13 protein-coding genes are annotated in these 13,314 nt (G+C 64.3%); all 13 read right to left on the bottom strand.

The features are described 5' to 3' along the window. Positions 1 to 770, bottom strand: a 770-nt coding sequence (locus IPM20_12360; GenBank protein MBK9132414.1) for a matrixin family metalloprotease, incomplete at its 3' end; no start/stop codon positions are given. After that, complete coding sequence (locus IPM20_12355; protein MBK9132413.1) at positions 767 to 1,339, bottom strand: hypothetical protein; 573 nt, start codon at positions 1,337 to 1,339, stop codon at positions 767 to 769. The genes IPM20_12360 and IPM20_12355, both read right to left, overlap by 4 nt. A gap of 182 nt (positions 1,340 to 1,521) precedes the next feature. Then, entirely contained in the window at positions 1,522 to 2,991 is a 1,470-nt protein-coding gene (locus IPM20_12350) for an anthranilate synthase component I (protein ID MBK9132412.1), read from the bottom strand. A 25-nt stretch (positions 2,992 to 3,016) separates the two neighbouring features. Further along, positions 3,017 to 3,700, bottom strand: coding sequence for a phosphoglycolate phosphatase (locus IPM20_12345; protein ID MBK9132411.1), 684 nt, complete (start codon positions 3,698 to 3,700; stop codon positions 3,017 to 3,019). A 28-nt stretch (positions 3,701 to 3,728) separates the two neighbouring features. Continuing rightward, positions 3,729 to 4,403, bottom strand: coding sequence for a ribulose-phosphate 3-epimerase (gene rpe, locus IPM20_12340; GenBank protein MBK9132410.1), 675 nt, complete (start codon positions 4,401 to 4,403; stop codon positions 3,729 to 3,731). 159 nt (positions 4,404 to 4,562) lie between these two features. Then, entirely contained in the window at positions 4,563 to 5,603 is a 1,041-nt protein-coding gene (locus tag IPM20_12335) for a polysulfide reductase, NrfD (GenBank protein ID MBK9132409.1), read from the bottom strand. Positions 5,604 to 5,631: 28 nt separating this feature from the next. Next, positions 5,632 to 6,192 carry a cytochrome c gene (locus IPM20_12330; GenBank protein ID MBK9132408.1) on the bottom strand — a complete coding sequence of 187 codons (561 nt, stop codon included), beginning with the start codon at positions 6,190 to 6,192 and terminating at the stop codon, positions 5,632 to 5,634. 8 nt (positions 6,193 to 6,200) lie between these two features. After that, positions 6,201 to 6,728 carry a DUF3341 domain-containing protein gene (locus tag IPM20_12325; protein ID MBK9132407.1) on the bottom strand — a complete coding sequence of 176 codons (528 nt, stop codon included), beginning with the start codon at positions 6,726 to 6,728 and terminating at the stop codon, positions 6,201 to 6,203. After that, positions 6,725 to 8,146: a polysulfide reductase NrfD gene (gene nrfD / locus IPM20_12320; GenBank protein MBK9132406.1), complete on the bottom strand. Its 1,422-nt coding sequence runs from the start codon at positions 8,144 to 8,146 to the stop codon at positions 6,725 to 6,727. Before nrfD ends, IPM20_12325 begins: the two co-directional genes overlap by 4 nt. 39 nt (positions 8,147 to 8,185) lie before the next feature. Then, positions 8,186 to 9,058, bottom strand: coding sequence for a 4Fe-4S dicluster domain-containing protein (locus tag IPM20_12315; GenBank protein ID MBK9132405.1), 873 nt, complete (start codon positions 9,056 to 9,058; stop codon positions 8,186 to 8,188). Next, positions 9,058 to 11,280, bottom strand: a complete 2,223-nt coding sequence (locus IPM20_12310; protein ID MBK9132404.1) for a molybdopterin-dependent oxidoreductase — start codon at positions 11,278 to 11,280, stop codon at positions 9,058 to 9,060. The genes IPM20_12315 and IPM20_12310 overlap by 1 nt, the downstream gene beginning before the upstream one ends. Positions 11,281 to 11,342: 62 nt before the next feature. Then, complete coding sequence (locus IPM20_12305) at positions 11,343 to 11,837, bottom strand: cytochrome c3 family protein (protein ID MBK9132403.1); 495 nt, start codon at positions 11,835 to 11,837, stop codon at positions 11,343 to 11,345. A 652-nt stretch (positions 11,838 to 12,489) separates the two neighbouring features. Continuing rightward, positions 12,490 to 13,254 carry a Nif3-like dinuclear metal center hexameric protein gene (locus IPM20_12300; GenBank protein ID MBK9132402.1) on the bottom strand — a complete coding sequence of 255 codons (765 nt, stop codon included), beginning with the start codon at positions 13,252 to 13,254 and terminating at the stop codon, positions 12,490 to 12,492. Positions 13,255 to 13,314 lie beyond the last annotated feature (60 nt).

The following is a 13,314-nucleotide window of genomic DNA, read 5'->3' as shown; positions in this document are numbered from 1 at the left end:
CGCCTTGCGCCCCAGCCCAGCAGGGACAGCACGCCCAGGGAGGCGTCGGCGCCACTGCTGTCCCGCTGGGATGCGGAACTGGTGCGGCTATCCGTTCCCTCATACAGGAATTCGATGCCCTGGATATCATCCGTCTGCAATGTCTCTATCCCGCTCACCTGGGAATTCATGATCGCGGTCACCGTCTCGCCCGCGTCATTGGGATGTTCCAGCCCGAGCGCATGCCCGAGCTCGTGAATGACCACGCGGTGAAAATCGTAGGTCCCGGGCTGTAATTGTCCCGCGCGCTGCGCGATCCAGGGCCGGGACTGATCCACCATGATATCGGTGTCGGATAATTCCCAGGTGCCGTTCCGGCGCACATGCGTGACCTGGGTCACGGCCAGGGCGTCACCGAACGCCTGGTCAGCACAGGTTGTCTGCCGGAACCCGGCGGCATTGATCCCGTCCGCGGCGTTGCTGCCAGGGGCGTTGTCGCAGGGCTGTGCGGTGCTGACTCCCTCTTGAAACTGCAGCGGCGTCCCGACGGCGTTCCAGCTGGTCTGCATGGCATCCAGCATGCTGTCCTTGTAGGCCCCGCTGAAATTCAGCGTCATCGCTACGACGACCTTGGCATCAGGCCATACCACCGGAGTGACATTGGTATCGGTCTGAAGGGGCTGCGGGCCGCTGCCCCCGGCACTGGGCTGTCCGAAAAAGGCAAAGGCGCCGGCCGCCGGTGGAAGGCAGATCAGACACAGCGCACAGGCGGTCGGGGCAAGCCGGCTCATGGCGCGGACAGCTCCTGGCGGATGCGGTGGGTGAACTCTTCCAGCGTCGGCTGCCCGGGCAGGACGAGCGCGCGTACGACCGGACTGTCGCCCCGGTCCGCGCGCAGCACGCGCTGTTGCCCGTCCGGATCCGTCAGTACCCGGTACAAACCCTGATAGGCCCCGACCAGGGGTATCAACTCGCGCCGGTTGCCGCGCACGAACAGCACATAACGCCCGCCCGAAGCGAGCTCTGGCATGCCCGGATAGGACTGTGCGGTATCGCCGACCACGCCGCCCGGCAGCACGAGCTCATAAGGCACCGATGGCACCTCGCCCTTGATCACCTCGAGCGCGTCCAGGTTGACCGTGGTGGTGATCGCCTGCCCGTTTGCGGACCATGCGCTTTGCGCGCCGGTGACTGTCCCGACGATGATGAGCTCCGCATCCCGGACCAGTTCGGAAAAGTCGCGCGGTACCACGGTCAGCGCCTGGGCGGAACCGGCCATGAGCAGGCACAGCATCCCGAAGCCGACCACCGCCGCCCATCCGGCACGCCTGAGCCGGATTCTATTTTCGATTGCGTTCAACAAGATAAATACCCTGAAACACCAGCAGCCGCACGGGCGGCCATGTTATGTCGCATGGACATGATCTTATCCTATATGGACCCCGGTGCGGCGTCATAATTCCCCCGCCGCCGCACCGTATCCGGCGCGCATCGGAGACTAGACGCTGGGAATCCCTTGCGGGCGCCCGGGGAGGACCCCGGTCACTTGAGGCCGGCGGCGACCAGGGACACGGCGCGGAACATGGCCCGGCCCTTGTTCATGGTCTCTTCCCATTCACGGGCGGGGACGGAATCGGCGACGATGCCGGCGCCGGCCTGGATGTGCAGCCGGCCATCCTTGATCACGGCGGTCCGGATCGCAATCGCGGTATCCATGTTGCCGCCCCAGCCGATGTAGCCGACGGCGCCGGCATAGATGCCGCGCTTGAGCGGTTCGAGTTCGTCGATGATCTCCATCGCGCGCACCTTGGGCGCGCCTGACACGGTGCCGGCCGGGAAGGTGGCGCGCAACACGTCGAGCGCCGACAGGCCGGAACGCAGCGCGCCGGTCACGTTCGACACGATGTGCATGACGTGCGAATAGCGCTCGATCAGCATGCGCTCGGTCACGCGCACGGTGCCGGTCTCCGCCACCCGGCCGACGTCGTTGCGGCCGAGATCGATCAGCATCAGATGCTCCGCGCGCTCCTTCGGATCGGCGAGCAGCTCCTGCTCCAGCGCCCGGTCCTGCGCCGCACCGGCGCCGCGCGGCCGGGTCCCGGCGATGGGACGCACGGTCACCTCGCCGTCCTCCACGCGCACCAGGATCTCGGGCGAGGAACCGACGATGTGGAACTCCTTCAGATTCAGGTAGAACATGTACGGCGAGGGATTGAGGACGCGCAGACCGCGATACAGATCGAGCGGCGCGGCCGTATACGGTACCGACAGCCGCTGCGACAGGACCACCTGCATCAGGTCGCCGTCGACGATGTAACGCTTGGCCCGCTCCACCGCCGCCTCGAAACCCTCACGGGTGAATTCCGACACGAAATCCTCTTCGCCGACCCTGAAGGCGGCGGCGGGCGCCGGCGAGCGCGCGACGGACTGGCGCAGCTGGGCCTCGAGCCGGTCGAGCTCCCGCTCGGCCTCCGCCAGCGACGCCGCCGGGTCCGCGTACAGTACGATATGGAGCTTGCCCGACAGATTGTCGAACACGACCACGCGGTCGCTCAGCATGAGCAGGATATCGGGGGTGCCGAGCGCATCGCGCCCCGGACACTGCGCGAGACGCGGTTCGATATAGCGCACCGTGTCATAGCCGAAGTAACCGACCAGTCCGCCGCTGAAGCGCGGCAGGCCGTCCATCTCCGGTACCCGATAGGCGGTGCGAAACGCCTCGATCCAGGCCAGTGGATCGGCCGTCTCCTCGCGGCGCACCTCGCGCCCGTCGGTCTCGACGCTGACGACATTTCCACTGACGCGCACCACGGTCCGGCAGGGCAGGCCGATGATCGAATAGCGACCCCACTTCTCGCCGCCGTGGACGGATTCGAACAGGTAGGTATAGGGCTGGTCGGCCAGCTTCAGGTAGGTGCTGAGCGGGGTATCGAGATCGGCCAGCACCTCGCGCATCACCGGGATGCGGCTGTAGCCCCGGGCGCGCAGTGCGGCGAAGGCGTCGGGCGTCATGGCCATGAGAAACGCGCCGGGGCGGTTACGCCGGCCCGAGCAGCTCCCGCAAGTCGAGCAGGGAGCCGATCACGGCATCGGGCCTGGCATCGCGGATGTCGAGTCCATGGTTGTAGCCGTAGTTGACGCATACCACCTGGAAACCGGCGGCGCGCGCCGCCTCCACGTCGGTGATGGAATCCCCCACCATCAGCGATTCCCGCGGCGTGACGCCCAGCTCGCTGGCGGCGTGCAGCAGCGGCGCCGGATGCGGCTTCTTCTGCGCCAGCGTGTCGCCGCTGACGACCGTCCGAAAGCGCTCATACATGCCCAGCTTGCGCAGCAGCGGCTCGGTGAAGGCGGCCGCCTTGTTGGTCACGCAACCGAGCAGGAATCCGGCGCCGGCGAGATACTCGATCCCTTCCATGACGCCGGGAAAGGGGCGACTGTAGGTGCAGACGTTGCGCGCATAGGCATCGAGAAAGATCGGATAGGCGCGCTGGTAAAGCGCTTCGTCCGGTTCGCCGTCGTAGGCGTTGACGAGCGCGCGCCGCACCAGGCGCTCGACGCCGTTTCCGATCCATTCGCGCACGCGCGCCTCGCCCCGGTCCGGCATGCCGAGCTCCCGCATCATCAGATCGACCGAATAGGCGAGGTCGGGCACGGTATCCACCAGGGTACCGTCCAGGTCGATCAGAAGCATGCGCGGGCGGACCGCCAGACTGTTCATGGACCGACTCTCGCGGGGAAAACGGGGCTCAGCGCCGCGCCTTGGCGAGCTCGGCGCGCATGGCGTCGATGGTCGCCTTGTAGTCCGGGGTGCTGAAAATGGCCGAACCGGCGACGAAGGTATCCGCCCCGGCCTCGGCGATGGCGCGGATGTTGTCAACCTTGACCCCGCCGTCGATCTCGAGCCGGATGTCGCGCCCGCTGGCATCGATGATCTTGCGCGCCTCGCGCAGCTTGTCCAGCGCGGTGGGGATGAAGCTCTGGCCGCCGAACCCCGGGTTGACCGACATCAGCAGCACCATGTCGACCTTGTCGATGACATACTTCAGGTAATCGAGCGGCGTCGCCGGATTGAACACCAGACCGGCCTTGCACTTGCAGTCGCGGATGAGCTGCAGAGTACGGTCGACGTGCTCGCTCGCCTCCGGATGGAAGGTGATGTAGGTGGCGCCCGCCTTGGCGAAATCCGGCACGATGCGATCCACGGGCTTCACCATCAGATGCACGTCGATATCCGCGGTGACGCCGTGCTTGCGCAGCGCCTCGCATACCAGCGGGCCGATGGTGAGGTTGGGGACGTAATGGTTGTCCATGACGTCGAAATGCACGATATCGGCGCCGGCCTTCAGCACATTGGTGACTTCCTCGCCCAGGCGGGCGAAATCGGCCGACAGGATCGAAGGGGCGATGACGTAGTTCTTCATGGGATGCCTCTGGTCGCTGACTGACTGTGGAGCGGGACGTACACTTTACCCGAATGCGTGAAAGTTATCACGCGGAGGGCCGCGACGGAAAGGTGCGGGGGAAGTGAATAGCCCGGGGAGAATGGGGCGGGCGGCCACGGGGCCGCCCGCCGGCCCGGATCAGGTGCGTACGAGCCCGTATTTGAGCAGGGCGCGCTGTACCACCCACCAGCTCACGGCGAAGACGGCCAGTGTAACGATGATATCGAACATCGAGCTCATCGGGGCATGGTAGTACTGGCTGTCGATCGACCCGGAGATCCAGGTATAGCGCTCGATCCAGGTGCCGACCACGATGAAGCAGGCCACCAGGGTGATGACCACCGGATTGTGGCGGTTCGGCGTGATCGCCAGCGTGCAGAACGGGATGATGAACTTGAAGGTCAGGAACGTCCACCACAGGGCGCCGTAGCCTTCCAGCATCATGCTGTTGTAGCGGTGCATCTCCTCGGGGAGACGGCCGTACCACATGATCAGGTACTGGGTGAAGTAGAGGTAGGTCCACAGGATCGTCATGGCCAGCATGAATTGCGCCATGTAGTTGAAGATGTAGTGCTGGAACGGCGCGGCCAGTTTGCCCGAGCGGTGGATGAAGAACAGGAAGATGGTGAAGAAGCCCAGGAACATGTGGAAGTTGCTCTGGAAATGATAGGCGCCGTAGCTCGCGCTGTGCCAGCCGGGCATCTGGGTCATCTCGAAATCCCACGCCACCATGGAGCCGTAGATGAAGTAGGCGAAGGGGATCAGCAGCGCGATGTTGCGGAAGCGGCGCTGCGCCGCGTATGAGCTGTCGATCTCGCTCTGGTGCTGGTATTTGATGAACAGGCCGCACAGGATCACCACCGCGATGAAGCCGCCGATCTCGCGCGCGACGAGGAAGGTGTAGTTATGCCAGCCGTTCAGGTGATGGTCACCGTCATGGGCATGGGCCAGCCACTGAAAGGTCGCATCCCCGTTGAAGAGGAGGATCAACAGCAGTACGCCGGCGATGGGAAACAGCGCGGCGAAGGCGCAGGCCAGCTTGCGGACCTGAAAGCGCCATTTTCCGTTGACCAGGTGCAGCACGGACGACAGGGTCACGCCGCCGAGCGCGATATAAAGCGTAAACAGGAAGTTCGTCGTCAAGACCGACCAGCTGCCAAAATCCTCTGCGTTCGCCATCCCCGCCTCTCGTTGAATGTCGTTGGACTTATTGCGCGGCCGCCGTCTTGGTCGGCTCGGCCGCGGCGTCTTTCGCCAATTGGTGGCGCACGTAATTGACGACCTGCCAGCGCTCCTCGATCGACAGATCGTCGGAGCCGCGGCCATCGTCGCGGGCCATCGGCTTGCCATACGCCGGCATGATGTAGCTGCCGAAGGTGATGGTGCCGAAGATCCACCCCTCGGTCAGGGTCTTCTGTACATAGTCGTCCACCAGCGGTATCGCGCCGATCTTGCTCGAAACGGGCGAGTCGGCCTTGCCGGTCAGGCCGTGACAGGCCCCGCAGTAGATCCGGAACAGGGTCTTGCCCTTGGCCAGATTGTCGGCCGTCACCGGGATCGGGCTGGTCAGCGGCTTTGCCTCATCACGGTTCGCGACTTCCGTCAGCAGCATGGCGGTGTCGATTCGCTCCGTGCGCAGCGGGATTGAACGCTTCGGGAACGGCGCCATCTCGCCTTCCTGCGGCTTGATGCTGGGCTGATCCATCATATCGGTTGACCACGGCCACGCCCACGCCACGACCGGAAACAGTGCTGCCGCAACCGCCATCCTGTATTTCATTGGATAACCTCTTCCCGAATCTCGAGTACCTGGTGCTGCCGGAACAGCTTCTTGATTGGCTCGACGTACTTCTCCTCCAGTTCCATCTCGATTCCGACCTGGTCGAGGCTGACCTTCTCGCTGTACAGGCTCTTGCGCTTGCGCAGCAGGCGCGCGCCGATCATCAGCCCGGCCAGCGTGAACAGCACGCTGAACAGGATCAGCATCTCGTAGGTCAGCACGATGTTCGACGGCAGCGGAATCACCGGCTTGCCGCCCTGCGGCTGCACGGTGAAGTTCGCCTGCGCGCTGGCCAGAAAGATGAAGCCGCAGGTGGATCCGAGCAGCGCGCCGATCAGGGTGAATTTCGGCACATGCGCCGGACGCTCGCCCAGCACCTCCTCGATCTCGGGGTGCTCGATCGGCGAGATCACCGTGACATCGTCGACGGATACGCCGGGCACCTTGTAGTGCCGGATGTCCGAGATGGCGGCGAAGGCCTCGTCGAAATTGGAGAACAGGGCCAGAATACGCGCTTTCTTCATGGTTTTGCCCCCTCCAGACCGGGCTCGCCCGACGGTTTCGGGTCACCCGTCCTGCGATGCATCACGCTCGCGATGTCCTTGTGCGCGATATGACGGCGATGGAAGATCATTTCCTTGACCTCATACATCGAGACCGACGGAATCACCTTGACGAAGATCAGGAACAGCAGGCCGAACCAGCCGAAGCTTCCGATCACGATGAACCACTGCACCCAGCTCGGCCACATGACGTCGAACGCGAACGGCTCGTAGGACGCGGACAGGGTCGGACCCACGATCATCCAGCGCTCCAGCCACATGCCGATGTTCAGCAGGATGGAGATGACGAACATCGCGGAAATGCTGCGGCGGATCTTCTCGAAGGCCATCGTGAACGGCACGACGGAGCCGAAGAACAGCATGGCCCAGAAGTACGGCGCGTAGGTACCGGTGAACTTGTCGATCAGCAGTTCCTTGGCGATCATGTCATGACCGTACCAGATGGAGCTGAACTCGATCAGGTTCAGGTAGGTCCACACCATCGCGATGGCGAAGGTGAGCTTGCAGGTCTTGTCGAGGATCGGCAGTGTCATGTAATCCTCGAAGCGGAAGTAGTAGCGCAGCAGCACGAACAGCGTGATGATGCCCGCGCAGCCCGAGTACAGCGCCCCGGCGACGAAATAGGGCGGGAAGGTCGTCACGTGCCAGCCCGGCATGATCGACATCGCGAAGTCGGACGACACGATGGAGTGCACCGATACCGCCAGCGGGATCAGGAAGCACGCCATGATCAGATAGGCCTTGCGGAAATGGCGCCACTGGCGGTCGTCGCCGCGCCAGCCCAGCGAGAGGGCCGTGTAAAGCTTCTTGCGCCAGCCCCGGGCGTTGTCGCGGCAGATCGCCAGGTCGGGGATCGAACCGATGTAAAGGAACAGGGCCGACGAGGTCAGGTAGGTGCCGATGGCGAAGGCGTCCCACACCAGCGGGGAGCGGAAGTTGGGCCAGATCCCGCGGTCGCTGTAGTAGGGCAGCACCCAGTACATGTTCCACAGGCGCCCGAGGTGGATGATCGGGAACAGACCCGCCGTCATCAGGGTGAAGGTGGTCATGGCCTCGGCGAAACGGTAGATCGGCTTGCGCCAGTCGGCGTGCGTGATATGCAGGATCGCCGACAGCAGCGTGCCGGAGTGGCTCATGCCGATCCAGAAGATGAAGGTCGCGATATAGAGACCCCACATCTGCGGCCAGTTCAGGTTGGCGACCCCCATACCGGTCCGGTACTGGTAGATCTCGGCGATCACCGCCAGCGAGAGCAACGCCAGGCATACCGCCACCGAGACCCAGTATCCCATGCGCGGATTTTCCATCGAGCGCAGGACGTCCTCGTTGATCTTTGCCCAGCGGATGTCTTCGTTGATGTCTTTGTTTTGGTCGCTCATATCCGGATCCGTCGCTTCGTCATGAGTTATTCTCCGCGATTACACTTCGCGCACGCGTTCCAAGAACAGCACCTTGGGATCGGTGTTGAGTCCCTCGAAGACGCGGTAACCGCGCATCTCCGGGTCCTGCTTCACCTGCTTGGCCTTGTGGAGCTGCACCTGGTGCTTGCGCCACAGCGCGGTGGCCTCGGTATTCTCGACCCCCTTGCCCGGGCTGTGCAGATCGAGGATGTCCCCGAAGGTCATCGCCGAGGTGGGGCAGGTCTGTACGCAGGCCGGCTGCACCTCGCCGTCGATCACCTGGCGATCCTGCATCTTCGCCTTGTCCTTGGCGGCGCGGATGCGCTGCACGCAGAACGTGCACTTTTCCATCACGCCCTTGTCGCGCACGGAGAGGTCCGGGTTCAGCTGCATGTGCAGCGGCGCCGGCCACGAACTCTCGTAGTACGAGAAGAAATTGAAGTAACGCAGGCGGTACGGGCAGTTGTTGGAGCAGTAGCGCGACCCGATACAGCGGTTGTACACCTGCGCATTGAGGCCGTCCGGCGTGTGATAGGTGGCCGCGACGGGACACACGGGTTCGCAGGTGGCGGCGTTGCACTGCTGGCAGAGCATGGGCAGGAAGCTCGCGCCGAGGTGCTGGTATTCCGCCACACGCCCCTCGCCCAGGTCGGGCTCATCCCAGTAGCGCTCGATGCGAAGCCAGTGCATGGCATGACCGTCGTCAAAACGGTCCTTGCCGACCACCGGCAGGTTGTTTTCGGCATAGCAGGCGACGACGCAGGCGCCGCAGCCGGTGCACTTGTTGAGGTCGATGACCATGCCCCACATGTGCTCGTAGTCATGGAAGCCGCCCTGCTCCAGGCCCTTACGGTACCTGGACCAGTCGGTGAGAATGTTCTCCAAGGACATCAGGCTTCTCCTTCATTACGCGCGTATACGTCCGCGGTCACGGTAGCCACCAGTTTCCGGCCCAGCTGGGCCTCGCTGCCGCCGAGCTTGACCAGCTTGTCGCCCGCCTTGTCCGCGATGCGCGTGACCTGAACGGGCGTGGCGTGATGCGCCAGTTCGCCGGTCTTCACCTCGGTGGCGAGGCCGAGGATCCTGAGCGGGTTGACGCCGCGCCCCTGGGCGTAACGGCCGTAGGCCTCATGGCCCTGGCCGAGCGGCACCGCGATTGCGTTCGGATGCATGCCTTTGTAGACGTAGACCTTGGCCTCGATCGCGCCGTGCTCGGATTCGATCCGGACGCGGTCGCCGGTCTTGACGCCGATCTTCGCGGCCGTGGACGGATGCAGCTCGGCCCAGGAGTCCCACACCACCTTGCTGATCGGGTCGGGCAGTTCCTGCAGCCAGGGCAGATTGGCGTAGCGGCCATCCTGCATGTTCGCGCCCGCGCTCGGCACCAGGGTATAGGACCGCGACTGATCGGCGGGCTCCGCCACCGCGAAGGCGACGACGCGGGAGGTGAGGCTGCCGCCGCCGGCGCCGACCTCGATCACGCCCTTCTGCACGGCGCGCGTCCAGAATTGCTGATCGCTGATCGTGCCCTGCTTCAGCGCGGCGGGCAGCGCGGCGAAGGCGTTGCGCAGATACGCGTAGTAATCGTCATAGGCGGCGTATTGCGACACCTTGCGCAGTTTGAGCAGCGCGAGCAGGGTATCGCCGAAGCCGCGGGTCTCCGGATAGAGCGGTTCCATCAGGGGCTGCTGCATGCTGATCAGCATCTGCGCGGGCTGCGCGGCGGGCACATGGGTACCCCAGTCCTCCAGCGCGGAACGCAGCGGCAGCACCAGGTCGGCCTGCTGCGTGGTCTCGTCGTCGAACTGGGTGAACGCGACCTTGAATGGCACCCCGGCGAGCTTCTCCTTCAGCTTCAAGGCGTCCGGCGCGGTATAGACCGGATTGGCGCCCTTGAAGAACACCACATCGAAGCTCTTCGACTCGAGTGCGGCGGCGAAATCGAGCAGTTCCTTGTTGCCGCCCGTCTTCGCGGCGAGCTGCGGGAACGGGAAGCCGGCGCTGGATTCCAGCGTCTTGCCCACGTTGCCGAGCACGATGTTCAGCAGCATCGCGGCGGCGACGCTGTCGTAGCCGCGGGCATGGCCCGCGGCGGAAGCCCCCGCCAGGACCAGGCTCGGCGCCCGGTCGTTGAGCAGGCCGGCGATCCTGACGATGTGCTCGCCGGTCGCACCGGTGAGACGCACCGCCTTGTCGATATCGTAGGCGCGGATCTGCTCCTGCGCCTCGACAGGCAGGTTCGAGATGTCGCGGTGGTGCTTGCTCACCAGCACATGGGCGATGGCCAGGGCCAGCACGCCCTCCGCACCCGGGCGCACCGGTATCCACAGGTCCGCGCTGGCGCCGGTCACGGTCATCTTCGGCTCGGCCTGAATCAGGACACCGCGCGGCGCGGTACGGAACTCGGCGTATTGCGTCGAGTTGTGGATGGTCGAACCCCAGGTGGACAGGAAGTCGGCCCCAAAAGAGAGGATCACGCGCGCCTTGTCCAGCCGCAGGCGGGGATTCGCATCACCCAGCATGTCGCGGCAGACCGCGCGCCAGACGGCGTCGTTGACGGCCTCGTGCACATAGTGGTGCCCCGAGCCCACGGCGTCCATCCAGGCCTTCAGCAGCACGGACTGGTGACCGCTGACGCTGTCGGTTACCCAGGCGAAGCGGTCGCCGGACAGCCCCGAGGACGGACCGACCTTTTCCTCCAGCAGCGCCAGCGCCTGGTCCCAGCTGATCTGCTCGAACTGGCCGTTGCGGCGCACGCGCGGGGCGGTGATGCGATCGGGGTTGTAATGGGCCTGCAGCGAGGCCTGCCCGGCCTGGCACAAGCGCCCGCGGTTGACCTGGGAATCGGGGTTGCCTTCCAGCTTGAGCACGCGGCCTTCGCGCACGCGGCCATGCACGCCGCAACCGGAGCCGCATTGCGCGCAGGTGCTGGCATACCAGACCCCGATGCCGGGGATGACGTATTCCTCCGGGGCGAGGTAGGCGACCACCTCCTCCTTGCCTTCCTGCACGGTGACCGTGGTGGGCATGTCGCAGCCGGCCAGCGTCGTGCCGACGCCGCTCCATCCCAGCACCTTGAGAAATTCTCTTCGCTTCAGTTTATCGAGACTCATCGCGGGACCACTCCGTTCAATCACGCATCATCGGGCGCAGTTTCGTGTCGGATGGACACGCGTCACTTATGGCACTTCCAGCAGTCGAAGGGCCCGTTGTTCGCCTCATGACAGCGCCGGCAGAATCCCATGGTCAGCGGCTTCTGCTTTTTCGCCACGGTCATGTTCTTGATGTCGCCGTGGCAGAACGCGCAGACCTCGGAGACCTGCTCCACCGGCAGCTCGGGGTTGTCGAAAACGAACCGCTTGAGATGCTTCTCGTGGGTGAAGTGCACGAAATCGGGCACGTCATGCACCTTGAGCCAATGCGGCGGCTCGCGCTTTTCCCAGTACTCGGTCAGCTGCTTGATGCGCGGCTTGTCTGTCGCGATCACGCTGTGACAGCCCATGCACTTGCTCGTCGGCGGTATGCCCGCCACCTTGCTGCGGCGCGCATAGGTATGACAGTACATGCAATTGATGCCGTTGATCTTGGCATGGATGTCGTGGGGAAATTCGATCGGTTGCGGAACGTCCTTGCCGGCGTAGGTCCCTTCCGGCGGAACCGCGTTGGGCACCGCCGATCCGGCAGTAGCCGCAAGCGGGGCGCACACGGCGAACAGCGCAACGACCAATGCCAGAAACCCTGCCGTCGACGGCAGGCCGGCACGACGGCCAGCCGGGATTCCCGCTCCTGGTAAGGACAATCGTCCTGAGAAAAGTTGCCGAGTGCCTGACATCTCCCCCCTCAACCTATGTTTGTGATTCGTGTCAAGCCGCCCGCCGCAGACTGAGCGATGAACGACTCATCATGCCGGGATGCGCGCGCAGCGGACGGACGCCCCGGATGCTTATCGTGCCAGACTGAAACTATACCGACTCGAAACGCGGAAGGATTTCATTCATTGAACTCACACCCTCCTCCGAACCGTCGTCGTCATGATTCGCAACGGTCTGTCTTCAACCTCGCTCTCCGCAGTCGCTCGCACGGGGCGGGTTTGTTTTGTTTTCTTTAATTCGATTCTCTCGCGCTCGACAACGCTGAGCGGGGTCGAGCGATGAATCGTAGATCAATCTCTGCGGACCTGTCAACGCTGATGGGACCACATCGATGAATCGTGCTCAGACCGCGCCAAAAGCGCCTCACAAGCCGCATAAACCGCGTGGGTTATATTCCACGCCCCACGCGCTACCCCAAATGCGGTAGTCGACATCGGCGAGCGCGAACGCTCAGACAGGATTTTCGACATCGACAAAGCGAGTCTCGACGGCGAAATTCGCGGCGATATGCGCCAGCAGCGCGCGCACGCCGTAGCGTTCCGTCGCGTGATGTCCCGCGGCATAGAAATGCACACCGGTTTCACGCGCGATGTGCGTGGTGCGTTCGGAGGCTTCGCCGGTGATGTACGCATCCACGCCCGCGGCAGCGGCGAGTTCGAGGTAATCCTGCGCGGCTCCGGTGCACCACGCCACCTCGCGCACGAGCGCGCGCGCTCCCGCGACATGCAGGGGCTCGCGCGCGAGACACCGCGCCAGATGGCGGGACAGATCGTGGCCGCTCATGTCGGCGCCGAGGCGGCCACGCAGCAGCAATCCTGGTTCCCTGCGTCCAGTCGCTACCTCGCCGGTGATCGCGATGTCCAGAACGCGCGCCAGTTGTGCATTGTTGCCGAGCTCGGCGTGCGCATCGAGCGGAAGATGATAGGCGAGCAGGCTGATATCGGCGCACAGCAGCGCCCGCAGACGCCGTCGTCTGATGCCGCACACGCGCGGATCCTCGTTGCGCCAGAACCAGCCATGATGGACCAGGATCGCATCGGCCTCCCATTCCAGCGCATGCTCGATCAGTGCATGGCTCGCGCTGACGCCGCCGAGAATCCTGCGCACCTCGGCGCGTCCTTCGACCTGCAGGCCATTGGGGGCGTAATCCTCGAAGCGACCGACGTCCAGCAGGCGATCCAGGTAGGCGGCGAGCTCTGACAGGGGCATCGGCATGGACAAACTCCACTCGGATTTTCAGGGGGCAGACGGTACGAGCGCTATGCTAGAGTATGG

It is taken from the genome of Gammaproteobacteria bacterium, from assembly GCA_016716465.1.
In the GTDB taxonomy this organism is placed as follows: domain Bacteria; phylum Pseudomonadota; class Gammaproteobacteria; order SZUA-140; family SZUA-140; genus JADJWH01.
The sequence above is the reverse complement of the archived record's forward strand: the minus strand, read 5'-3'. Positions and strand labels throughout refer to the sequence as shown.